Origin of the sequence: Aliidiomarina sp. B3213, from assembly GCF_003290085.1 — a bacterium.
Classification (GTDB): Bacteria; Pseudomonadota; Gammaproteobacteria; order Enterobacterales; family Alteromonadaceae; genus Aliidiomarina.
On record NZ_QMKJ01000001.1, the window covers coordinates 637,058 to 660,333 of the forward strand.

Here is a 23,276-nt window from a genome sequence, read left to right on the forward strand (position 1 = left end):
AGTTAAAGGAGAAGCTTTGTGGCTATTCTTCAGTCGAAAGTTAATACGCGAGACGAAACCTATCTTGCAAACCGCGAGTCGATGCTTGAAGCATTGAGTGACTTGCAAGAGAAACTAGAGCAAATCAAGCAAGGTGGCGGTCCACGCTACCAAGAACGCCATGTTTCACGGGGTAAGTTGTTGGCCCGCGACCGTATCGAACGCCTAATCGACACGGGCTCACCATTTTTAGAAATTGGTCAATTCGCCGCTTGGGACGTATACGAAGATTATGTCCCAGCTGCTGGTGTAGTTGCCGGTATCGGTCGTGTCGAAGGCACTGAATGCATGATTATTGCCAATGACGCTACGGTTAAAGGCGGTACATATTACCCGCTAACCGTGAAAAAGCACTTACGCGCCCAAGACATTGCTGCACGCTGTCACTTACCTTGTATTTACTTAGTCGACTCTGGCGGAGCAAACCTTCCGAGACAAGACGAAGTATTTCCAGATCGAGACCACTTCGGACGTATTTTCTTTAACCAAGCGAATATGTCTGCCCAAGGTATTCCGCAAATTGCGGTGGTTATGGGGTTATGTACAGCTGGTGGGGCTTATGTACCAGCCATGGCTGACGAGTCCATTATCGTCAAAGAACAAGGTACGATTTTCCTTGCAGGACCACCGCTTGTAAAAGCAGCCACCGGCGAAGAAGTAAGTGCTGAAGAATTAGGTGGCGCAGATGTTCACACACGGATTTCAGGTGTTGCGGACCACTATGCAGTAAATGACGAACACGCTTTAGGTTTAGCGAGAAATGCCATTAAACGTGTGAACAAAAAGGAAAAGACGAAATTAGATATTCGTCCGTCTCAGCCACCGAAATATGCCCCTGAAGAAATATACGGCATCGTTGGCACCGATCTAAGAAAGCCTTATGACGTGCATGAAGTTATTGCACGCATCGTTGATGACTCTGATTTCGATGAGTTTAAACAGAATTACGGCAATACCTTAGTCACAGGATTTGCTCGAATTCACGGGTTTCCCGTCGGGATTGTCGCCAACAACGGGATTCTTTTCTCTGAATCGGCACAAAAAGGCGCACACTTCATTGAGCTTTGTGCGCAACGTAAAATTCCATTGGTATTTTTGCAAAACATCACCGGCTTTATGGTCGGGAAAAAATACGAAGCCGAGGGCATTGCCAAGCATGGCGCTAAAATGGTGACCGCAGTGAGCTGTGCACAAGTACCTAAGTTTACCGTACTCATTGGTGGTAGCTATGGCGCAGGTAACTACGGAATGTGTGGACGAGCTTACGACCCAACCATGATGTTCATGTGGCCAAATGCACGAATCTCCGTGATGGGTGGCGAACAAGCTGCTGGCGTTATGGCGCAAGTTACTCGCGACGGAAAAGAAAGAAAAGGTGAAACTTGGTCTGCTGAAGACGAAGCAAAATTCAAGAAACCAATAGTTGATACCTACGAGAGCCAAGGTCACCCCTACTACGCTTCAGGCAGATTATGGGACGACGGCATAATTGACCCTGCACAAACTCGTGATGTGCTTGGTTTAAGTATCTCCGCCGCGCTTAACGCTCCAATTAACGACACGAAATTCGGCGTATTCCGAATGTAAGGTGAAAGTATGAATTACGTGCAGTTAGACATAGACGAGAATCGTATTGCTACATTGAGCATGAACCGACCGGAAGTGCATAACGCATTCGACGACGAAATGATCGACAACCTTCGTGCAGCACTTGCCCAAATACGTGTCCGCGGAGACATTCGGGCTCTCGTTTTGTGTTCAGAGGGTAAAAGCTTTTCAGCCGGCGCAGATCTAAATTGGATGCGCTCGATGGCGAAGAAAAACTACGAAGAGAATGTGCAAGACGCGGGCAACCTAGGCGCGCTTATGCGTGAACTAGATGAACTCCCTTGCTTAACCATTGCTCGAGTGCAAGGCGCGGCATTCGGAGGCGCTGTAGGCTTAGTCGCATGTTGTGACATTGGCTTGGGTTTAGAGCGCGCAAGTTTTTGCTTATCTGAAGTAAAAATTGGGCTCATTCCTGCGGTTATTAGTCCTTATGTAACCAGAGCCATGGGTCCTCGAGCTGCAAGAAGATATACCTTAACCGCAGAGCGGTTTTTTGCTCAAGAAGCAAAAGATTGTGGACTACTACACGACATTTACGCGTCTGAAGAAGCCTTAAACGAAGGTATTCAAAATATTTTGAATCACGTTTCACAAAATGGTCCTGCAGCTGTTGCAGCAGGTAAGAAACTTATTCAAGACGTCACAAATGCTGAGATTAACGAAGCACTGATTGCCGAAACAGCAAGACGTATTGCGGAAATTCGAGTGTCTCCAGAGGGGCAAGAAGGTTTGTCTGCTTTCTTAGAAAAAAGAAAGCCCTCTTGGATTGAGTCAACGGACGGGAATTAATACATGTTTAGTAAAATTTTAATTGCGAACAGAGGTGAAATTGCCTGCCGAGTTATTCGCACAGCCCAGAAACTTGGCGTAAAAACCGTTTCGGTTTACTCGGAAGCAGATAAAAACGCACAACACGTTCTGCAAGCAGACGAAGCTGTTTATATCGGCCCAGCTCCAAGCAGTGAGTCATACTTACAAGTAGACAAAGTTATTGAAGCAGCGAAGTCTACAGGGGCTCAAGCGGTGCACCCTGGTTATGGTTTTCTCTCTGAAAATGAAACCTTCGCAAATGCCTTGCAGGCATCTGGCATTACCTTCATTGGTCCGCCTGAATCTGCAATTGCGGCAATGGGCTCAAAAAGTGCCGCAAAGTCCATTATGGAAAAAGCAGACGTTCCACTTGTTCCTGGCTATCACGGTGAAGAGCAAGCAGAGAGCTTTCTTCTAGGCGAAGCGAAGAAAATAGGATTCCCCGTTTTACTCAAAGCAGCCTACGGCGGTGGCGGTAAAGGTATGAGAATCGTGAACTCCGAGCGTGAGTTCAGCGAGGCACTAGCCTCAGCCAAGCGCGAAGCAACATCGTCATTCTCTAACGACAAGATGCTAGTTGAAAAATACATTGCACAACCGCGCCACGTTGAGATTCAGGTATTCTGTGACGGTCACGGTAACGCGGTATATATAGCAGAACGTGACTGCTCAGTTCAGCGTAGACATCAAAAAGTAGTTGAAGAAGCCCCTGCCCCACGCCTGTCGGAAGATACGCGTAAAGCAATGGGTGAAGCCGCGGTTAGAGCTGCACAAGCGATTAATTACGAAGGTGCGGGCACCGTAGAGTTCTTACTCGACAAAGACGAGAGTTTCTATTTCATGGAAATGAATACTCGTCTTCAAGTAGAGCACCCAGTAACCGAAATGATCACGGGCGTTGACTTAGTTGAGTGGCAACTTCGTGTTGCTGCAGGTGAAGTTTTGCCTCTGAAACAGAAAGATATCCAGATTAATGGCCACGCATTTGAAGCCCGGATATACGCAGAAAATGCCGAACAAGACTTTATGCCAAGCTCTGGTGTATTAAATGTACTCGAATTCCCAGAGGCTAGCGAGAGTGTGCGCATAGACTCTGGAGTAATTGCAGGTGACGAGGTTACGACTTTTTATGACCCCATGATCGCGAAGTTGATCGTATGGGACGAAAACCGTGATGCGGCGTTACGTAAGCTACAGAATGCCTTGCGAGAAACTCACATTGTAGGTCCTCATACCAACACCAATTATCTGCATAGCATTGCGACACACCCAGTGTTTGTAGATGCTAAAGCTAGTACCCATTTTATAGATGACTACCAAGACGATTTAAAACATAGCTTAGAAACGGAAGTTCATTCTCAACTGTCTTGGATTTTAGCGAGCTGGGTGGCCTCTCAAGCTAACGAAGGCAGTGACGTGTGGGAACAACTTAAAGGCTGGCACCTGAACAAGCGCCCACAACACCGAGTAGAGCTACTGATTGGCGAGAATGTAGAAACATTTCTATTCAGCCAAAATGGCAAAACGCTTGAAAATAAAGAGCACGACATAGCCATTACTTGGCATGACGCAACCACGGCGACACTAAATGGTCATCGCAGCCAATATAATGTGTACGCTACCGAAGATGGATATCACTTATTTTCATCGCAAGGTGAATTGTCTGCACTACACTATGACCCTATTTCTGCATTAGAGCATGAAGAAGCCGAAGGAACGCTAACAGCACCCATGAACGGTACTATTCTGGAAGTTCTAGTGAAAGCTGGTGATAACGTTCAAGAAGGTGACGCGCTAGTTATTATGGAAGCGATGAAAATGGAATACACCATTCGAGCCTCCGTAGATGCGCAAGTAGACCAAGTGTTTTTTGCGGCTGGAGACCTTGTTAGCGACGGCGCGGAACTAGTCTCACTGTTACCGAACGAGGAAGGTTAAGGCTTTATTATGGCATTACCTAAGCAAGTGAAAATTGTTGAAGTTGGGCCGCGAGACGGCTTACAGAACGAAACTTCAGTGCCAACGGAGGCCAAAGTCGCTCTGATCAATGCGCTGTCCGAAACGGGTTTACAAACCATCGAGTCTGGTAGCTTTGTGAGCCCTAAATGGGTACCTCAAATGGCTGACAGTTCGGAAATTTTTGGACAGATCAACCGCAAGCAGAACGTTACCTACTCAGCGCTGACACCTAATATGAAGGGCTTTGAAAACGCCGTCGCGGTAAATGCTGACGAAGTAGCGGTCTTTGGTGCGGCATCAGAAGCATTTAGCCAAAAGAATATAAACTGCACTATCGAAGAGTCTTTGGAGCGTTTCAAACCGGTCATTGAAGCCGCAAAAGAAAAAGGCCTACCAGTACGGGGCTACGTTTCATGTGTGTTGGGTTGCCCGTACCAGGGAGAAGTGCCTTTAGAAGACGTAGTGCGTGTCGCCAAAACACTTTTCGACATGGGCTGCTATGAAATATCACTAGGTGACACCATTGGAATCGGAACTCCCACCAAGGCAGTCGAAATGCTCACCGCTGTCGCGCAACAAGTGCCCATGGAGTGCCTAGCGCTGCATTTTCACAATACATACGGTCAGGCGCTTGCAAACTTATGCGCATGTTTACCACTGGGTGTAAGTGTTATCGACAGTGCAGTTGCCGGTTTAGGCGGCTGCCCTTACGCCAAAGGTGCGAGTGGTAATGTAGCCACAGAAGACGTGCTTTATATGTTGCACGGGATGGGCATAGAAACAGGCGTAGACTTAGACAAAGTCATCCGAGCAGGTCACGAAATCTGCCAACACCTAGAGCATGGGCCGCGTTCTAATGTTAGTCTTGCGGCATTAGCTACATCATAATTCACCATAAACAGTTTAAGAGAGAACCCAATGAGCTCAGAAGTTAGTCAACCCTTGTGGAAGCCGAGCCAAGAAACAATTAAAAGCGCTCGCATGACAGACTTTATGAATTACGTTGAGAAAAGCGAGAATCAACGATTTCAAGGACGATATTCGTCTCTATACGACTGGTCAATTCAGCATAAAGACACGTTCTGGTCGATGATTTGGGACTATTTCGATGTTATTGGTGAGCGTGGCGAGCGGACTTTAATTAATGAAGGGCAGATGCCCGGTGCGCAGTGGTTTCCAGACGCGAAATTAAACTTCGCCGAAAACCTATTGCGGTATCGAGACAACCGCCCTGCTCTTATCTTTCAAAACGAGCATGGTCAAACCCAAGAATTAAGTTACCAACAACTTTACAGTCAAGTTGCAGCTTTGGCTTCAGCGCTGAAGAAAGCTGGTGTAAAGCCAGGAGATCGCGTTGCTGGTATGTTACCTAACTGCAACGAGACGATTGTGGCGATGTTAGCCACCACCAGTTTAGGCGCAGTTTGGTCTAGCTGTTCTCCAGACTTCGGTGAACAGGGTGTATTAGACCGTTTCGGCCAAGTCGAACCAAAGGTGGTATTTGTCGTAGATGGTTATTTCTATAACGGCAAAACACTCAACATTTCTGACAAAGTAAATGGCATTTTAGACAAGCTTTCGAGCGTAGAATCTAAAATCCTCATCCCTTTCGCGGGTATTGAGCATCAAGTTAGTGACTGCATAGAGTGGAACGACTTCCTAGATCACCAAGCCGAGAGCATTGAATTTGAGCCTCGCTGCTTTAATGACCCACTCTATATCATGTTTAGTTCGGGCACTACGGGTGTTCCCAAGTGCATTGTTCATGGTATCGGCGGTACGTTACTTCAGCATTATAAGGAACATGGTCTACACACCAATCTGCGCCGCGAAGATACGTTATTTTACTTCACTACCTGCGGTTGGATGATGTGGAATTGGCTTGTTTCCGGACTAGCTATTGGCGCGCGTTTGTCTTTATTTGATGGTTCACCGTTCTACCCGAATGAAAACGCCATGCCTGACCTTATCGACAAGCAAGGTATTACGGTGTTTGGTACCAGTGCTAAGTATTTGTCTGCACTAGAAAAGGCTGGTGCAAAGCCGAAAGAAACTCATAACTTAAGCTCTTTAAAAGCTGTGCTGACTACAGGCTCAGTTTTACCACCGGAAAGCTTCGACTATGTTTACCGGGACTTCAAAGAAGATGTGTGTTTGTCTTCAATTTCGGGTGGTACAGACATTATTAGTTGCTTTGCGTTAGGTAACCCTATTCTTCCAGTCTACAGAGGACAGCTCCAATGTCGCGGGCTGGGACTTGCGGTGGATGTATTTAACGAGCAAGGTGAAGCCGTTCGAAATGAGAAAGGTGAGCTTGTTTGTACTCAAACATTCCCGTGTATGCCTATTGGCTTTTGGAACGACTCTGACGGCAGCCGATACCAAAGCGCCTATTTTGAGAGATTTAAAAATATATGGGCACACGGTGACTACGCGGAAATTACCGATCAAGATGGTGTGATCATCTATGGTCGCTCAGATGCAGTTTTAAACCCTGGCGGTGTTCGCATAGGTACTGCCGAAATATACCGCCAAGTTGAGAAAGTGGACGAGGTTCTCGAGAGTATAGCGGTTGGTCAAAACATGGGTGACGATGAACGTGTGGTGCTATTCGTTCGTCTTCGCGAAAACATTGAGTTGAATGACGACTTAATCAAAAAGATTAAGCAAACAATTCGCGCTAACGCAACACCACGACATGTTCCAGCTGTTATTTTGCAAGTGGCTGATATACCGAGAACTATTAGCGGAAAAATTGTTGAATTAGCGGTAAGACAGGTTATTCACGGTGAAACGGTTAAAAATACTGACGCACTTGCGAATCCTGAAGCCTTAGACTTGTTTAAAGATCGTTCAGAGTTAACCCTATAATCGTGATTATAGTTGCGTAAAAGTAGTGTTTAAGTAATCATCAGGGCTTGCTTTGAAAAATAAGACAGAATTAAATGCAGCAATTAACTCATTATAGACAGGCAATTTTAGCGGCTATTTGCGGTCTAGCGTTAACCTTAGTGGTTACGCTAGCCCTTCGCTATATTGACAATAAAAACATACAATCCAGTCTACAAGATGAACTTTCTGCCCTACAAAGTGAAATTGAGCGAGAAGTGCAATTTCACATGTTTGGTTTAACTTGGGTCGCAAGGCAACATTCAGCACAACCACAAAGTTCCGGTACGGCTTGGTTAGAAGACGCGGAGTCTATTCACGCTTACTTCCCTCATTTTCGCTCTTTATTATGGGTGAATGTGGATGGAGTTATCGAAGGAGCGTATCCACCCATTTTGAATTCCGAAATGCGCAACGAGCGGTTTTCAGCACATTCAGGCCAAAGTCTCTCGGGTTTAAGCGGATCCAACCGATATCTTATCCCCGCTGGTGATATGGCCCAACATGCAGCAGACATGCTAATGGTTGTTTCTCAGTTGGAGCAAGACCCACGCGGCTATTATGTTGGCGAAATCAACATGAACCAACTCCTCAGAGCCACGACAAGTCGGTTCTTATCTGAAGGCTCTCAGTTCCAAATTCGCCCTGCAAATGGTACCCATGCCATTTTCGAGTTTTTTGCCGACAAAAAGTATTATCAGACATGGTCGACCACAAACTCCGTTCGATTGTTTGATCAGAATTTTGCTCTAGACCTATGGCCTTCTGCAGAACGACTAGGCGAAATGCGCGGTCGCTTACCCCTATTTGTGGTTATCGCAGGCTTACTTTCTACAGGGCTGCTTACCTTCGTTCTCGTCGTTTTAGGCGTAAGCCGAGTGCGCGCACAGGAACTAGCCGACACTAACCTCGACCTTTATGCCGAAATTGAAGAACGAGAGCGTGTTGAAAAGCGTATGGCTTACTTAGCTGAACACGATTGGCTAACTGACCTAGCCAACCGAAACGCGCTTATGGAACATCTCGAGAAAGCAATGAAGCGAGTGCGCAACACAGACATGCAAGTCGGCGCGCTACTTATCGACTTAGACAATTTTAAAGAAGTAAATGACGCACTGGGACACACCGTAGGCGATGCACTTATTAAACGCGTAGCAGAGCGTCTGTCTCAGTTACAAGGTGATAACGGTATACTTGCGCGAATGGGCGGCGATGAATTCGCCATGACCCTTACAGGAATTCACTCTATCGGCACGTTAGAGTCGTTAGCCCGCAATGTGATTGACGCGTTAGAAACGCACTTTATTATCGACGATTACGAACTCTATATAAACGCAAGTATCGGTATCGCCATCAGCCAGTCTGACGAAGACCAAGGCGAAGATATTATGCGGAACGCAGACACGGCTCTGTACCGAGCAAAAGAGCGCGGTAGAGGTACTTTCCACGTCTACAGCCATGAGCTGCACCAAGAACTTAACGACAAAATTGAGCTTTTGAAGAAGCTAAGAAGTGCGGTAGAGAACGAGAAGTTAACGGTTTACTATCAGCCTAAGGTAGACATGACTAGTCGCCGGGTTATTGGCTTAGAAGCTCTTGTGCGCTGGATAGACGAAGACGGCAGTATTATTGGACCTGACCGCTTTATTCCACTCGCGGAAGACACCGGTTTAATTATTCCGATTTCTGACTACGTACTGAAGGCTTCCTGTGCACAGTTGAAAAAGTGGCACGACGCCGGGTTTGACGACCTGCAACTATCCGTAAACTTGTCGGGTAAGCAACTTCAATCGCCGGATCTTATCCATTTCATTCTGGATGTAATTAAGCAAACAAAAATTCCAAATGGTTCACTCGAACTCGAACTTACCGAGCAAGTGTTTATAGAAAATATAAAGTCGCATACTAACTTCATGCATGCAGTACGCGAGCACGGTATGACACTTGCCATCGACGACTTTGGTATTGGTTATTCATCATTGTCTTATCTCAAACACTTCCCGGTGAATGCTTTAAAGGTAGACCGCTCGTTTGTACGCGACCTACCTGACGATAAAGACGATGCTACAATTACACAAACCATCATTAACCTCGCGAATAGCTTAGACATAGGTATCGTTGCTGAAGGCGTTGAGACCGAAGAGCAACTCGACTTTCTGCTAGAGCGTGGTTGTACTATTGGGCAAGGTTTCTTGTTCAGCCGCCCTATCCCAGCAGAAGAAATGACAGAATTGCTGACGCGGTATGAAGGTTTAGTGCCCATTCAAATTGACTAACAGGTTGTAGGAGTAGTTATGGAACGCGAAAGTATGGAGTTCGACGTACTTGTTGTAGGTGCAGGACCTGCGGGTTTGTCCACTGCATGTAAATTAGCACAACAAGCACAAGCCGCTGAGCAAGAACTGTCAATTTGCGTCATTGAAAAAGGCTCTGAGGTTGGCGCTCATATTCTTTCTGGAGCTGTGTTCGAAACACGTGCTTTAACTGAACTTTTCCCAAACTGGAAAGAGCTTGGTGCTCCTTTGAGCACCGAAGTAAAGCGCGACGATATTTTCATGTTTAAAAATGAAACCAGCGCAACCAAACTTCCTAACTTTATGGTTCCAAAGACATTCCATAACCACGGCAATTACATTACCAGCATGGGAAACATGTGTCGCTGGCTTGCCGAACAAGCGGAAGGTATGGGCGTAGAAATATTCCCAGGCTTCTCTGCATCAGAAGTTCTATATGGCGACAACAATGAAGTTTTAGGTGTAATCACCGGTGATATGGGTGTTGCCGAAGACGGTTCAGAGAAAGACAGTTACATGCCTGGCATGGAACTTCGTGCACGTTACACCGTTTTTGCTGAGGGTTGCCGAGGGCACCTTGGAAAAACTCTAATCGACAAGTACAACCTGAATGAAGGCAAATCTCCACAGCATTATGCTATTGGATTTAAAGAAATTTGGGATGTACCTGCAGAACAACATGAAGAAGGTTTAGTAGTACACAGCACGGGATGGCCACTCGATGAAGCGACAGGTGGTGGTTACCTATACCATGCCGAAAATAACCAAGTTTTCGTTGGTCTTATTGTCGACCTAAACTACACGAACCCTCACGTTAATCCTTTTGCTGAGTTCCAACGCTATAAACATCACCCAGAAATAGCGAAAGTACTGAAAGGTGGTAAACGCGTAAGCTACGGCGCTCGAGCTATTGCAAAAGGCGGGTTCTACTCGCTTCCTAAAATGACCATGCCTGGTGCAGTTATGACCGGCTGTAACGCTGGTACGCTGAATTTCGCGAAAATTAAAGGCAACCATACTGCAATGAAGAGTGGCATTATTGCTGCAGAAACTATATTTGCAGCGCTTCAGAAAGACTTGTCCCATACCGACTTAACCGAATACGAAACTAATTTTAAAGCGAGCTGGCTATACAAGGAGCTTTACGGTTCTCGTAATTTTGGTCCAGCAATCCATAAGCTCGGTACATGGATGGGTGGCGCATACAACACAATCGACCAGAACTGGTTTGGCGGTAAGCTACCTTTCACTATTAAGGACGAACGCCCTGACCATGAAGGTATGCTTGAAGCTAGTAAAGCGAGCAAAATTGATTACCCGAAACCGGATAGCCAACTAAGCTTTGACCGTAACTCTTCGGTTTACTTATCGAATACGAACCACGAAGAAGATCAGCCTTGCCACCTACGGTTAAAAGACGCAAATATACCGATTCAAGTGAACTTAGCTAAGTATGCGGAGCCTGCGCAACGTTATTGCCCTGCTGGCGTATACGAAGTGGTAGAAGACGACAATGGCGAATCGGTTTTTCAGATAAATGCACAAAACTGCATACACTGTAAAACTTGTGACATTAAAGATCCTAGCCAGAATATTACTTGGGTTACCCCAGAAGGTACCGGTGGTCCTAATTACCCGAATATGTAATATCAAAATAAGCCGGCTTTCACGCCGGCTTATTTATTTATGGAAATAAAAATTAATCATTAATTAAATACAGTAAGAGATATCTGAATTACCCTTTTTATTAATTTTATGTGTTGTTTATTTCTATATTTTGACTGTAAAGTTAATCTATAAATATTCAATCGCATTTGTTTTTCAATAATTTCTAATTGTCCGAATAAGGTAAAAACATGAAAGACTTTATAAATATTCTTTCTCATGCTCGTAGACTCAATGCTGCAACTAAATCTATGAGCGTTGCCGAATTAAAAGAAGTAGCAGATAAGCTTCAAACTGTTATTGAAAAAAGAGTTGAAGAAGAGGCAGAATATTTGCGCGAACAAGAAGAAAAACAAAGAGTTATTGAAGACTTAAAGCGCCAAATGAAAGAAGCAAATATTAGCGCTGGGGAATTAATTGAGGGAGGTGATAGTGAAGCCAAACCTCGCAAAAAGCGTAAGCCATTACCAGCGAAATACGCATATATAGATGATAACGGCAATCGCCAAACCTGGACTGGACAAGGTCGTGCACCAAAACCAATTCAAAAGGCTTTAAACACGGGTGGCAGTAAAAGCGACTTCCTTATTTAACAATTATGAATCCAATTGGAATTATTCATTCTCCATATCAAGAAAAGTTCGCAATTCCTCGGCAACCTGGACTAGTTCCTAGTGCAATTGGCCGTATAGACTTTTATTCACCATATAATCAAGCTGAGTGTTTTAGAGGTTTAGAGGAGTTTTCTCACCTTTGGGTTCAATTTATTTTTCATGAAACTCAGGCTAAGGGTTGGAAGCCACTCGTTCGCCCTCCTCGTTTGGGTGGAAATGAAAAGCGCGGAGTATTTGCCACACGGTCGACGTTTCGTCCAAATGCGATTGGCCTTTCAGTTGTGAAAATTGAAGCTATAAATGAACATAAAGGCACTGTTGCTTTAAGTGTTAGTGGAATCGACTTATTAGACCAAACCCCAATATTAGACATAAAGCCCTATATTGCTTACTCAGATGCATTACCAAAGGCAATAAGTGGTTTTGCACAAGAAAGCCCAAGCTCTGATCTTAAGGTTGAGTTCTCTGAGTGCGCCCGTGAAGCTCTTAGTACGCAAGCTAAGCATTTCCCTTACCTTTATAAACTGATTGAAGAAGTTCTAGCACAGGATCCCCGCCCCGCCTATCATACAAACCAGAATGAAGACCGTGTTTATGGCATGGCATTATACGATTTCAATATTAAATGGCGAGTAATAAGCAACGTGGCGTATGTAGTCGAGCTAGAGCATCGCTGAAAATACCCTTCAACTCGCATGAAAGGCTTTTTGTGCGGCGCTTCGACTGCTAGAATGCCATGTCATTTCGCGCGTCAATGTTGAGTTAAAAACATTCATTCGAAAAACACTAATTTGAGAACGAGAAAGAGCCCATGCGATCGAGCCAGTATTTACTAGGAACTTTAAAAGAAACCCCTGCTGACGCAGAAGTTGTCAGCCACCAGCTTATGTTAAGAGCTGGAATGATCCGTAAAGTTGCTTCAGGTTTATATACTTGGACACCCACTGGCGTTCGTGTGCTACGGAAAGTAGAAGCTATCGTTCGAGAAGAACTCGAGAATGCAGGCGCTATCGAAGTATTAATGCCTATGGTGCAACCTGCAGACTTATGGCAAGAATCAGGTCGTTACGAAGACTATGGCCCAGAGCTTCTGAGGCTCAACGACCGACACAACCGCGAGTTTGTGCTTGGCCCAACCCATGAAGAAGTAATAAGCGAACTCGTTCGTAAAGAAATTAGTAGTTATAAACAGCTACCTCTTAATTTATTCCAAATTCAAACTAAATTCCGCGACGAAATAAGACCTCGTTTTGGCGTAATGCGTTCGCGCGAATTTATCATGAAAGACGCATACTCTTTCCATACCAACGAAGACTCATTAAAAGAAACATACCAAGCCATGTTCGACGCTTACAGTCGTATCTTCGAACGCTTAGGGCTCGATTTCCGTCCGGTTATTGCCGACACGGGCTCTATTGGTGGTAATGCTTCACACGAGTTTCATGTGCTAGCTCAATCAGGTGAAGACGCCATTGCATTCAGCGACAGTTCTAATTACGCGGCCAACGTTGAATTAGCAGAAGCTATTTCAGAGAAAACAGAGAAAGACGTTGCGACTGAAGAGCTTCGCAAAGAACAAACACCTAATACGAAAACAATTAAAGCACTCGTTGAGAACTTTAAGGTCGATATTCAGAAAACCGTTAAAACACTTATTGTACATGGTGATCCCGAAGTTGAAGGCAGTTCAAAACTTGTGGCTTTAATGGTTCGTGGCGACCACGAACTAAACGACATAAAAGCATCTAAAGTTGAAGGTGTTGCTAGCCCTCTTCAATTCGCGAGCGACGAAGAAATTCGAGACGCGGTTGGCGCGGGTCCAGGCTCTCTAGGTCCAATTAACCTACCTATGCCTGTTATCGTCGACCGTAGCGTAGCCGTGATGTCAGACTTTAGTGCAGGAGCTAATGAAGATGGCTTCCATTATTTTGGTATCAATTGGGGCCGCGATGCAGAGTTTACCGACGTTGCTGACCTTCGAAACGTGGTTGAAGGCGATCCGAGCCCTTGTGGTAACGGCACGCTAAGTATTGCTCGAGGCATTGAAGTTGGTCATATTTTCCAGCTAGGAACAAAATATAGCGAAGCTATGAATGTTGGCGTTCTTAATGAAGAAGGCAAGCATCAGCACCTTATGATGGGTTGTTATGGTATCGGCGTAACCCGCATCGTTGCAGCAGCTATTGAACAAAACTTCGACGACAACGGTATTATTTGGCCAGCAAGCATGGCCCCTTTCGACGTTGTGGTTTTACCTATGAATATGCACAAGTCTGCACGCGTTCAAGCTGCAGCTGAAAAGCTATACGAGGAACTACAACAGGCTGGCTTCAATGTTATGTTTGACGACCGTAAAGAGCGTCCTGGTGTAATGTTTGCGGATATGGAACTTATCGGTATTCCACACACATTTGTTATTGGCGAGCGGAACCTTGATGACAACGCGGCGGAATATAAACATCGCTCGGCTTCAGACAAGGAAAAGGTAAGCCTTGCAGATGCAGTAGAGTTCCTACGTTCGAAAACGAGCTAATTCTATTTTGCTAGATGTGAAAATCCGCAAAGGTACCTAAACCTCTGCGGATTTTTTTATTTTGAGTAAGTTAACTTAACTTTCATGCCCTGCTAACGGGTCAATATAATGCAAACGCATATCCCACGGGAAATGAATCCACGTAGTTTGCTCTATATCCGCCTCATAGTCGTCTACTAAAGGTAAGCCAGCAGGTTTAGCGTATACCGTAATAAACTTCGCTTTAGGTAATTGTTTACGTAAGTATCGAAGGGTGTTACCAGAATCGACTAGATCATCAATAACAATAAAACCTTCACCATCTTCAGTAGCTTGCACTGGCTTTAACATTTCAGGTTCTGCCTGTTGCGACTGATGCATATAAGAACGAATCGAAACGGTGTCTACTACACGTAAATTCAGTTCACGAGACAGAATAGCTGCGGGTACCAAACCACCACGAGTTACAGCTATAACTCCTTTCCACTGCTCTGCCGGCAACTGTCTGCGGGCTAATTCGCGTGTAGCGCGGTGTAACTCTTCCCAAGAAACGAAATATTCTTTGTGATCGTGCTGGCTCATAGATTCTGTTTTCCCTTGAACTTTTGGGTCGTGGTACAATATTAAACATCATAGCATTAGCAATAACGTAATCGCGACAGCGCTTAAACTAAAGATTGAATAGATAAGGTAATTCCATGCCAAAAGCAGTATTTATCGACCACCAAGGTGGTGAGTATGAAGTAGACGTTCCAGTTGGACAAAGCCTAATGGAAGCTGCGACAGATAACATGATCGACGGTATTATTGGAGAGTGTGGAGGCGTATGTTCTTGCGCTACTTGCCATGTATATGTTGATCAAGCTTGGTTAAACAAACTACCCGCTGCTGATGATATTGAAGAAAGCATGATCGACGTGGCACGTGAGCCGGAAGACAACAGCCGCCTAAGCTGCCAAATCGAAATGACCGAAGAACTTGATGGCATTATCGTAAGAATGCCGGTATCTCAGTTCTAACTTCGGTTGAATGCGGCTATCGTGACCATAGTTCGGTCATGGTAGCCCGTTACCACAGAAATAAGTCCAGCCCATAAGTCGTCCACGTCGTTTTGACCTGAATCAACAATTAAAGGTCTTCCGTTCAATGCTTTTAGCTTCTCTTTCGTAGCGACAATATGCACGTTCGAACGGTCAATTAACCTTAACAACTCAGGACTCAACTGCTGATTCCCGCGGCCCAGTAAATGGCCCTGACCACCAATTAATGTAATCACTAAATGTGTTTCTGGGTATTGCTCTTTTAATTCCACAAGTTCCCGAGCAGATAAGTCTTGGCCCACCAGCTTTTCATCACATACTGCATCTACCCCTAAAAGCGTATTTTCTACGCCTAACCGCTCCATTATTGCGGCTACAGTAGAGCCAGAGCCCATGATGTATAAATGACCTGGCTCCATAGACTCAATAATATCGTCTGCGATGTCGGTTAAAACTAGCTCGTCGCTTTCCTTTCCACCCACTTTAACGGCTTGCATATATTCCAACTCGCTGGGCACCATAAGCTCGCCATATCGTTTAGCGCGAACTGTACCTTGCCTAAACGCGGTCTCGTCGATATCCATTACGTCGGCCCAGCGCACCGTAGTTAGCTGACCAGAAACAACCATGCTTGCTACCTGCCCTGCTGCCCGCGGGTGAATAGCATAAACACCCGAATGAATTTTAACGCCGGCAGGAATACCGATAACTGGAATCTCTTGGTCTTTAATTACGGTTGCTAGATCTCTTGCAGTGCCATCACCGCCCGCAAATAGAATGAGGTCAACGCCATGCTCTAGAAAAGCCTGCACACAACTTTGAGTATCACTCGCTTCGGTTTGCTGCTCATTAGGTTGATAGCAAACGACAGGATCCACGCCAAAGCTTCTCAGTAAATCAGCCCCCATAGTTCCTTCTGGGGCTAGCCATTCAATGGCTTCTTGCTCATTCCCGCACGCTTCAAATAATACCGTTAGCGCCGCTTTTGCACGGTTTGGGGCGTTCTGAATGGCGCCCCGCTTCAGCGCTTCTTCACGTATAGCTTTGCCGTCACTGCCTTTCAATGCGGTCGAGCCGCCAATACCAGCATATGGGTTAACAACCAAACCTATTTTTAGTCGTTTCATACAGCGCGAAGTCCTTCTTTCTGACAGCATTGGTTTAACAGTGAATGAGCGTAGTGCTCTAGTTCATAAAAATTGGGCATGGTTGTCTCGTGAAAATTACACAGTGTTTCGCACATGCTCAGTAACCGCTCGGGTAAGCCGTTTTTGTATAAAGTTTGCGCGTATTCGACGACATCCTGCGTAAATTGTAACTTCTGTTGGCTTTGAACCGCGTGGGGCGCATTTAGGTTGTCTAAGCTCACTTCAAACTGAATTTGAGCACAAAGGCTTAGCAACCACTCGTAAGCCTGTGGCTTCACTTCCATTTTTAAGAAGTCGGCTTGCTGAGCTGCGTTACGACCGTCTGGCGCATACCAATAACCGTAGTCCAATAGGTGACGTCGTACTTTCCCAGCTACACACCAATGCGATATTTCATGTAACGCGGAACGTACATAGTCATGACTAAATACAATTTGATGATAGGCTCGATTTCTTGCAGCCGGCAGGTAAAGTGGCTCAGAGCCACCTTGGATAAGCTCCGTGTGATATGTATGCAAAAAAGTGCGGTTAAATAACCGCACTATTTCATTTGCATTTAAAACTTCATCAGTCATACGCCTGATATTCGACTCCTTCAAGCCACCAACTCGGTGAACCTTCACCTTTTAAGTGGTAATCAAAGAATTCTAACATTTTTAGCGTGTAATCGACTTTATTTGCGTATTGTTGCAAGTGATGTGGTTCGCCTTCGTACTGGAGCATCACCACAGGCTTGTCTAAGCGGCGCAGAGCTAAATAGTATTCAATACCCTGCTCCCATGGTACAGCTCCGTCTTCGTCACCAAATTGAATAAGCATTGGCGTATTAATACGGTCAGCAAAAAATACTGGCGAGTTCTCAATGTACGGGTCGATATCCTCATACATGTTTACGCCTAGGCGACTTTGCCCTTGCTCGTACTGGAATTGACGAGCCAAACCACTACCCCAACGAATTCCGCTATATGCACTGGTCATATTTGAAACTGGAGCACCGGCAACTGCCGCATCGAAAATATCGGTTTCGGTAACAACAAACGCAGTTTGGTAACCAGACCAACTATGTCCATGCAGCCCTAGACCGTCAGGGTCCGCTATGCCTTCTTCAACTAACATTTCCATTGCCGGTACCAGTGACTCTGTTGCACTAGGTCCCGGAGCACCAACGCGGAAGTTAATGTCAGGTAAGAACACTAAGTATTCTTGGCCTAAGTAAAATGGGAAGTTGGGTCTATGGTTTACTTTCATCTGGTTAAATTGATGCAGACGCTGCGAGAATTTCTCGTAGTAATAAACCATAACTGGGTATTGACGGTTCGGATCATAGTTATCAGGCTTAATTAGAATGCCTTCTAGCTCTTCACCCACCGTTGACTCCCAAGTTACAAGTTCTGCGTCACCCCAAATAAAGTCGCTTTGTTGAGGGTTTACTTCAGTAATCCGTGTAGGCTCAGCAAATCCAAAGTCAGTGATTTGAACGTCAGGGAATTGTCTGAAATCTTCCTCAGTAAAATAAATTACATTGGTTTCGTTTTCCCAATGCACAAGTTCGTAAGTTTTCTCACCCGCAACTAACTCGTAAAGCCCTTGGTTACCGCGGTTAAGCGCATAGAAACCACTGCCCTTGGTGTCTTCGTTGTATGCGCGTAAGAACAACGCCTCGTTAGCGCCATAAAAGCCTTCGTCCTTCTCTACAATTCGGAAAGAACGCTCGGTTTCACGACCTTGTCCAGACGTTAAGTTCTGGTAGTCGCCTTGCGCATTAAACTGCCAAATGTCGAAGCGATCATAAACAAAGAACGCAGAGCTATCGGCTAACCAACCACCGAAGCCATAGCCGTAAGCACCTTGTGGGCGATCGTTTTCTTCGTCTACCCAAGAAACATCAATTCCACTACCGATTTCTTGGCTTGTACTGGTTTCGGCACTGAATAGGTTGAGTTTCTCGTTTTGTAAGAATGCAATGTATTCACCGTTAGGTGACATTTCTCCACGCTGCCAGCTCGGCACTTTCTCCGCTACAAGTTGTTTCTCGCCAGTGCGAACATTCACGTGGTAAATATCATGGAAGAAGCCGTTCCACGTAATTTCACGCAGATAAGGCGTTGCGTCCGACTGCATAGCCGCAGCATAGTCGTCGTCAATCCAAGTGCTTAGCTCAACATCGTCGCTTAAGTGCACCCATGACTGAGTATCTACCCAATATAAAGACTCCGCAGTTGCACGTTGCGAGCGGCGATAACCTTCACGTTGGTGGGTAGAAATGCGGTCGTCGTCACCATGCCACACTTGTACGCGTCGGTCGTCCAAAATACGTTCCAATGAGTAAAGATCTTCAAGAGTTTCTGGTTTAGGAAGATCTTCGCTTTCTTCTGTTAGCGGGCGAAAACCTACTTCAATTGCTGTGTCGTCATATAACCAAGAAACTCGGCTATGCTCTGATATAGCCCAACCGTCTCTTTCATACGCAACAGAAGAAACTTCACTTTCACCGAAATTCCAAACAAATAGTTGGCGTGTTTCTTCGTCTTTGTCGCTGTCTGGAGCCGCCGCAAGAATCGCAATACTGTCACCAGCTTCGTCAAAGCTCATCGCAGCCTTTGCTTTTCCGGTGTTTTCAATAAGCTCTAGTTGTGAGTTATTTGATGTATTGCGAACCCAAACCTCTCCTGGATTCTCGTCGGTAGCTTTAGTTTGAAAAGCCACACGATCACCCGAATCTGCTACAACAAATTGTGAAACGTTCTGTACAGAGCGTTGTTGCCCCGTGTTTACATCAACAAAAACTAGAACCGGCGTCTCTTTGCCATCATCCTCGGCATCACTCAATGTTTGGGTTTGCAACACTACTAAGGTTTGGCTTGACCCCGTGAATTCAGCACTTTCAGCATTCTCGAATACAGTTTGCTCACCCGTAGCCACGTTCACCAATACTTGATTGGTAACCAATGCCTTTTTCTCTTCGTCCGTTTCAGCTTGTTCACGTGCTAACAAAGCAGGTCGTTGTGTAAATACAACATAAGCACCATTTGCAGACACACGCGGGTGTGTGCCTCGTTCAACTTCCCATTGATTACTTACTGAAAGTTGCTCTGTTGAACGAACAACATAGCCTGTTGGGTCGCCTAAATCTGGAACAGCGTCATACGCATACACTAAGCCTGAATCGCTCCAGTCTTGGCGCTCAATTTCGCGAAACTTCATAATATCGGAAACCGACAATGGTCGCTGTTCGCCACTAGGCTCGTCAGCATGAGCAAGCGTGGTAACGCCCTGCCAAGACGCAAAAGTAAGCGGCAGCAATACCGCCAAAGAAACAATATGTTGTGTTTTTGCCATGAGTTGCCTCATTTTTTATAAGTAGATGCTTCGATTATTACCAATATAAGCCACAGACTCTAGTTACTAGGGAGTTATCAGTCGTAAAGTTCAGTGGTTGGTCGAATTTTGTAGTCGCTCATGTTTAGGGCGAGCCACACCGAACGCAGCTAGCATGCCTAAAAATGCAGAAATAGATGCAGCTAAATACGTTAAATCGGCTCCTGCGCCGTCTTGCCACAAAATACCTGAAATATATGCACCAATAGCCCCGCCGCCGGCAAAGCCAACACTGACATAAATAGCTTGCCCCCTACCTTGGTGTTTCTGTTGGAAGTGCCTATGAATAAACCTCATTGCAGTGCTGTGGTGCAACGCGAAGCTAAATGCATGAATAAGTTGTACTAAGACAAGTAAAACAAGAATGTCGGCAAAAGAAGCTAATGCCCACCAACGTATTGCGGTTAACCCCATGCACAATGCCAAAATTCTCGACACTCTAAACCGCCCAACAATTCTGCCAGCTACTGCAAACATAACCACTTCGGCTGCAACGCCTAGTGCAATGATTATTCCTACTGCGGTTGGGTCGTAACCTAGCTGGCCTAAATAAAGCGCGAAGAACGCATAAAACGGTGCAAAACTAAGTTGCAATAGAATGCTAGACGCCATAAACATGATGAACGGGCGAGAAAAAACCGCTGTCCAAAGCGATTCCGTGTCAATTTCCGAGGTTTCTACCGGTTTTATATTTGGTTCTCGAAGCAAAAACACGACAACGGCAAGCGGTAGAAGCAACAAGGCTGCGAGTAACGGAAACGAGGTTTTACCACCCCATGCCATGAGTTCAGCGGCAACTAGCGCAACAATAATAAAACCAATACTGCCGCCTAACCTTATTTTACTGTAGCGCTGGTGTTGGTCGCCCAGGGTATTTAAAGTAACCACTTCAAGCTGTGGCAAAATAGCCGACCAAAATAAGCTCATACCACCAAGTACAAAAGCAACCTGAATGTAACTTTCCGCAAAATAGAGCACGCTTAAGAAGACTAAAGAAATAAGCACTGCAAACCGCATAATGGGCAGGCGCTTGCCTGTTCGGTCGGTGTATGTTGCCCAGAGAGGTGGACCAATAATTCTGCACAGCGTAGCGTAGGCTATAAGTTCGCCTATCTCCTTCGAATTAAAGCCTAACGCGTCGAGAAAAACACCCAAATACGGCACAAGAAGCGCAAGTACGCCAAAGTACCCAAAATAGGCAAAACCTAATAATCGAAAAGCCTTCATGGAACCCGGAAAGTTGTTGGTGTTACATCACCATTTTGAGCACGTTGCAGTAAGAAATGGTCAATAACCACCAAAGCCATCATGGCTTCGGCTATAGGAACAGCACGAATTCCAACACAAGGGTCGTGCCTACCGCCAGTTGAAACCTCAGTAGGCTCACCCTGATTAGTAATCGTTTGCCCCGCAGTTTTAATACTAGAAGTTGGCTTCAACGCTATGTCGGCAACAACAGGCTGGCCCGTACTAATGCCCCCTAACACTCCGCCACTTCGGTTACTTTTAAAACCTTCGGGAGTAATTTCGTCTCGGTGCTCACTGCCTTTTTGAGTGACAACTTCAAAACCGTCTCCTATGGAAACAGCTTTAACTGCATTAATGCTCATTAATGCCTTTGCTAAATCTGCTTCTAGCCTGTCAAAGACAGGTTCACCAAGACCAGGTGGTAACCCTTTTGCCTGCACCCGAATACGAGCACCAATTGAGTCACCTTCCTTTTTTAAGTCGCGGATCAGTTGGTCTAACGCATCTAATTTAGTGTCGTCTGGAAAAAAGAAAGCATTGGTTTTCGCTAACTCTAAGTCTAGCTTCTCTGCTTGAATATGCCCCATTTGTACCATGGCGGCTTCAATGCTTATGCCTTGTTGTGACAACCATTTTTTGGCAATTGCACCAGCGGCAACACGCATCGCTGTTTCTCGAGCGGATGAGCGCCCGCCACCGCGGTAATCTCTAAAGCCAAATTTTTGGTCGTACGTATAGTCGGCATGTCCTGGTCGGTATAGGTCTTTAATATTGGAGTAGTCGCGGCTACGCTGATCGGTATTTTCAATCAGTAAACCTATCGGCGTTCCAGTAGTTTTACCTTCAAACACACCAGAAAGAATTTTCACTTGGTCAGCTTCTTGGCGTGGCGTGGTGTACCGATTTCCGCCCGGCTTCCTTAAGTCTAGTTCCTTTTGAATATCGGCTTCGCTTAAAGTTAAGCCTGGAGGACAACCGTCGACAATGGCCATTAAAGCAGGCCCATGACTTTCGCCGCTGGTTGTAACTTTGAAAATGGTTCCCAAACTACTGCCAGGCATCACAGACCCCTTCAATAAATCAGTTTTGTGCTATCAGTACTTAACAGAGCACTGCTTAACGGCTTTGTATATGGTCTTTAAACTGAACCAAGTCATTACGGTAGGCAAGGAAAACACCAGTACCACCGTTTTCAAATGCTAACCAAGTTAGCGGTAGTTCCGGCCAACGCTCTGCTACATGAACTTCACTGTTGCCCACTTCACATATCAGCATACCTTGCTCGCTCAAATACTGTGGAGCGTCGAGCAAAATATTCTTCACAAGATCTAATCCGTCTTCGCCAGCCGCTAAGCCTAATTCCGGCTCGTGGTGATACTCTTGCGGCAAGTCATCCATGTCTTCAGCATCTACATAAGGCGGATTAGTGACAATTAAGTCATAACTTTGTGCAGGTATGTCTGTAAATCCGTCCGACTGAATAAGCGTAACTTGTTCATGTAAGTCGTACTCGGCAACATTCATTTGAGCTACTGCTAATGCGTCTTCTGAAATATCGCTCGCGTCGATGTATGTTTCAGGGAATGCCGCGGCACATGCGATAGCAATACAGCCAGAACCCGTACACAAGTCGAGAATGCGCATTGGCTCTTGCGTTAACCAAGGCGAGAATTGTTTCGTAATCAGTTCACCAATGGGTGAACGAGGAACAAGAACGCGCTCGTCTACGTAAAACGGCAATCCCGCAAACCATGCTTTATGCACTAAGTAAGCCGCTGGAACACGGTCGTATAGCCGGCGCTCAAGCATTTTTGCTAAATGCTTTCGTTCTTCTTTCGCTAAACGACAGTTGCCATATTCAGACAACGCCTCAAACGGTAAACAGGTCACTTCAGAAAGAAGTAAATTAGCTTCTTCCCAGCCACTCTCAGCCCCATGGCCAAACCAAACGTCTTCATGGTGAAGCTTAGTCGCAATATAGCGCTGCCAGTCGGCGATTGTTTTTAAACCTTTGCCTAGCTCTATTTTTTTGCTTTCAGTATTCTTTTCGTGCTCGTGCTTCTCGCCCATGG

At 45.5% G+C, this 23,276-nt stretch carries 18 protein-coding genes; 11 read left to right on the forward strand and 7 right to left on the reverse strand.

From position 1 onward, the window contains the following. Positions 1-18 precede the first annotated feature (18 nt). The 10 genes from DQX04_RS03050 (at position 19) to DQX04_RS03095 (ending at position 14,411) form a co-directional block, all read left to right on the forward strand. Positions 19-1,626 carry a carboxyl transferase domain-containing protein gene (locus DQX04_RS03050; protein ID WP_111914316.1) on the forward strand — a complete coding sequence of 536 codons (1,608 nt, stop codon included), beginning with the start codon at positions 19-21 and terminating at the stop codon, positions 1,624-1,626. A 9-nt stretch (positions 1,627-1,635) separates the two neighbouring features. Further along, the gene (locus DQX04_RS03055) at positions 1,636-2,436 is read left to right on the forward strand and encodes an enoyl-CoA hydratase/isomerase family protein (RefSeq protein ID WP_111914317.1); all 801 of its coding nucleotides are present in this window, start codon (positions 1,636-1,638) and stop codon (positions 2,434-2,436) included. A 3-nt stretch (positions 2,437-2,439) separates the two neighbouring features. Continuing rightward, positions 2,440-4,395, forward strand: coding sequence for an acetyl/propionyl/methylcrotonyl-CoA carboxylase subunit alpha (locus tag DQX04_RS03060; RefSeq protein ID WP_111914318.1), 1,956 nt, complete (start codon positions 2,440-2,442; stop codon positions 4,393-4,395). 9 nt (positions 4,396-4,404) lie between these two features. Then, positions 4,405-5,304, forward strand: coding sequence for a hydroxymethylglutaryl-CoA lyase (locus DQX04_RS03065; RefSeq protein ID WP_111914319.1), 900 nt, complete (start codon positions 4,405-4,407; stop codon positions 5,302-5,304). A gap of 30 nt (positions 5,305-5,334) precedes the next feature. Continuing rightward, positions 5,335-7,287, forward strand: coding sequence for an acetoacetate--CoA ligase (locus tag DQX04_RS03070; protein ID WP_111914320.1), 1,953 nt, complete (start codon positions 5,335-5,337; stop codon positions 7,285-7,287). Positions 7,288-7,361: 74 nt separating this feature from the next. Next, on the forward strand, positions 7,362-9,581 hold the full coding sequence (locus DQX04_RS03075) for a bifunctional diguanylate cyclase/phosphodiesterase (protein WP_111914321.1): 2,220 nt from the start codon (positions 7,362-7,364) through the stop codon (positions 9,579-9,581). 18 nt (positions 9,582-9,599) lie between these two features. Further along, positions 9,600-11,246: an electron transfer flavoprotein-ubiquinone oxidoreductase gene (locus DQX04_RS03080; RefSeq protein ID WP_111914322.1), complete on the forward strand. Its 1,647-nt coding sequence runs from the start codon at positions 9,600-9,602 to the stop codon at positions 11,244-11,246. A gap of 209 nt (positions 11,247-11,455) precedes the next feature. Beyond that, positions 11,456-11,857, forward strand: coding sequence for an H-NS family nucleoid-associated regulatory protein (locus DQX04_RS03085; RefSeq protein WP_111914323.1), 402 nt, complete (start codon positions 11,456-11,458; stop codon positions 11,855-11,857). 5 nt (positions 11,858-11,862) lie between these two features. Further along, positions 11,863-12,555, forward strand: coding sequence for a tRNA (N6-threonylcarbamoyladenosine(37)-N6)-methyltransferase TrmO (gene tsaA / locus DQX04_RS03090; protein WP_111914324.1), 693 nt, complete (start codon positions 11,863-11,865; stop codon positions 12,553-12,555). Positions 12,556-12,689: 134 nt separating this feature from the next. Continuing rightward, on the forward strand, positions 12,690-14,411 hold the full coding sequence (locus DQX04_RS03095) for a proline--tRNA ligase (protein ID WP_111914325.1): 1,722 nt from the start codon (positions 12,690-12,692) through the stop codon (positions 14,409-14,411). A gap of 75 nt (positions 14,412-14,486) precedes the next feature. On the opposite strand, the gene gpt is transcribed toward DQX04_RS03095, so the two are convergent. Further along, entirely contained in the window at positions 14,487-14,972 is a 486-nt protein-coding gene (gene gpt / locus DQX04_RS03100; protein WP_111914326.1) for a xanthine phosphoribosyltransferase, read from the reverse strand. Positions 14,973-15,088: 116 nt separating this feature from the next. Between gpt and DQX04_RS03105 the strand changes: the two genes are divergently transcribed. Continuing rightward, positions 15,089-15,409, forward strand: coding sequence for a 2Fe-2S iron-sulfur cluster-binding protein (locus tag DQX04_RS03105; protein ID WP_111914327.1), 321 nt, complete (start codon positions 15,089-15,091; stop codon positions 15,407-15,409). On the opposite strand, the gene DQX04_RS03110 is transcribed toward DQX04_RS03105, so the two are convergent. The 6 genes from DQX04_RS03110 to prmB all read right to left on the reverse strand — a co-directional run bounded on the left by DQX04_RS03110 (position 15,406) and on the right by prmB (position 23,274). Then, positions 15,406-16,557 carry an ATP-NAD kinase family protein gene (locus DQX04_RS03110; protein ID WP_111914329.1) on the reverse strand — a complete coding sequence of 384 codons (1,152 nt, stop codon included), beginning with the start codon at positions 16,555-16,557 and terminating at the stop codon, positions 15,406-15,408. The two genes, DQX04_RS03105 and DQX04_RS03110, sit on opposite strands and share 4 nt — an antisense overlap. Continuing rightward, complete coding sequence (locus DQX04_RS03115) at positions 16,554-17,153, reverse strand: elongation factor P hydroxylase (protein ID WP_111914331.1); 600 nt, start codon at positions 17,151-17,153, stop codon at positions 16,554-16,556. The genes DQX04_RS03110 and DQX04_RS03115 overlap by 4 nt, the downstream gene beginning before the upstream one ends. Continuing rightward, positions 17,146-19,917, reverse strand: coding sequence for a S9 family peptidase (locus DQX04_RS03120; protein ID WP_165831927.1), 2,772 nt, complete (start codon positions 19,915-19,917; stop codon positions 17,146-17,148). Before DQX04_RS03120 ends, DQX04_RS03115 begins: the two co-directional genes overlap by 8 nt. A 90-nt stretch (positions 19,918-20,007) precedes the next feature. Continuing rightward, positions 20,008-21,183: an MFS transporter gene (locus DQX04_RS03125; RefSeq protein ID WP_111914335.1), complete on the reverse strand. Its 1,176-nt coding sequence runs from the start codon at positions 21,181-21,183 to the stop codon at positions 20,008-20,010. Further along, positions 21,180-22,265, reverse strand: coding sequence for a chorismate synthase (gene aroC, locus DQX04_RS03130; RefSeq protein WP_111914337.1), 1,086 nt, complete (start codon positions 22,263-22,265; stop codon positions 21,180-21,182). The genes DQX04_RS03125 and aroC overlap by 4 nt, the downstream gene beginning before the upstream one ends. A 55-nt stretch (positions 22,266-22,320) precedes the next feature. Then, the gene (prmB, locus tag DQX04_RS03135) at positions 22,321-23,274 is read right to left on the reverse strand and encodes a 50S ribosomal protein L3 N(5)-glutamine methyltransferase (protein ID WP_111914339.1); all 954 of its coding nucleotides are present in this window, start codon (positions 23,272-23,274) and stop codon (positions 22,321-22,323) included. Positions 23,275-23,276: the final 2 nt, after the last annotated feature.

Coding starts and splice junctions, on each gene's coding strand:
- DQX04_RS03055 (WP_111914317.1), top strand. CDS start 1,636: ATGAATTACGTGCAGTTAGACATAGACGAGAATCGTATTGCTACATTG.
- DQX04_RS03060 (WP_111914318.1), top strand. CDS start 2,440: ATGTTTAGTAAAATTTTAATTGCGAACAGAGGTGAAATTGCCTGCCGA.
- DQX04_RS03065 (WP_111914319.1), top strand. CDS start 4,405: ATGGCATTACCTAAGCAAGTGAAAATTGTTGAAGTTGGGCCGCGAGAC.
- DQX04_RS03070 (WP_111914320.1), top strand. CDS start 5,335: ATGAGCTCAGAAGTTAGTCAACCCTTGTGGAAGCCGAGCCAAGAAACA.
- DQX04_RS03075 (WP_111914321.1), top strand. CDS start 7,362: ATGCAGCAATTAACTCATTATAGACAGGCAATTTTAGCGGCTATTTGC.
- DQX04_RS03080 (WP_111914322.1), top strand. CDS start 9,600: ATGGAACGCGAAAGTATGGAGTTCGACGTACTTGTTGTAGGTGCAGGA.
- DQX04_RS03085 (WP_111914323.1), top strand. CDS start 11,456: ATGAAAGACTTTATAAATATTCTTTCTCATGCTCGTAGACTCAATGCT.
- tsaA (WP_111914324.1), top strand. CDS start 11,863: ATGAATCCAATTGGAATTATTCATTCTCCATATCAAGAAAAGTTCGCA.
- DQX04_RS03095 (WP_111914325.1), top strand. CDS start 12,690: ATGCGATCGAGCCAGTATTTACTAGGAACTTTAAAAGAAACCCCTGCT.
- gpt (WP_111914326.1), bottom strand. CDS start 14,972: ATGAGCCAGCACGATCACAAAGAATATTTCGTTTCTTGGGAAGAGTTA.
- DQX04_RS03105 (WP_111914327.1), top strand. CDS start 15,089: ATGCCAAAAGCAGTATTTATCGACCACCAAGGTGGTGAGTATGAAGTA.
- DQX04_RS03110 (WP_111914329.1), bottom strand. CDS start 16,557: ATGAAACGACTAAAAATAGGTTTGGTTGTTAACCCATATGCTGGTATT.
- DQX04_RS03115 (WP_111914331.1), bottom strand. CDS start 17,153: ATGACTGATGAAGTTTTAAATGCAAATGAAATAGTGCGGTTATTTAAC.
- DQX04_RS03120 (WP_165831927.1), bottom strand. CDS start 19,917: ATGGCAAAAACACAACATATTGTTTCTTTGGCGGTATTGCTGCCGCTT.
- DQX04_RS03125 (WP_111914335.1), bottom strand. CDS start 21,183: ATGAAGGCTTTTCGATTATTAGGTTTTGCCTATTTTGGGTACTTTGGC.
- aroC (WP_111914337.1), bottom strand. CDS start 22,265: ATGCCTGGCAGTAGTTTGGGAACCATTTTCAAAGTTACAACCAGCGGC.
- prmB (WP_111914339.1), bottom strand. CDS start 23,274: ATGGGCGAGAAGCACGAGCACGAAAAGAATACTGAAAGCAAAAAAATA.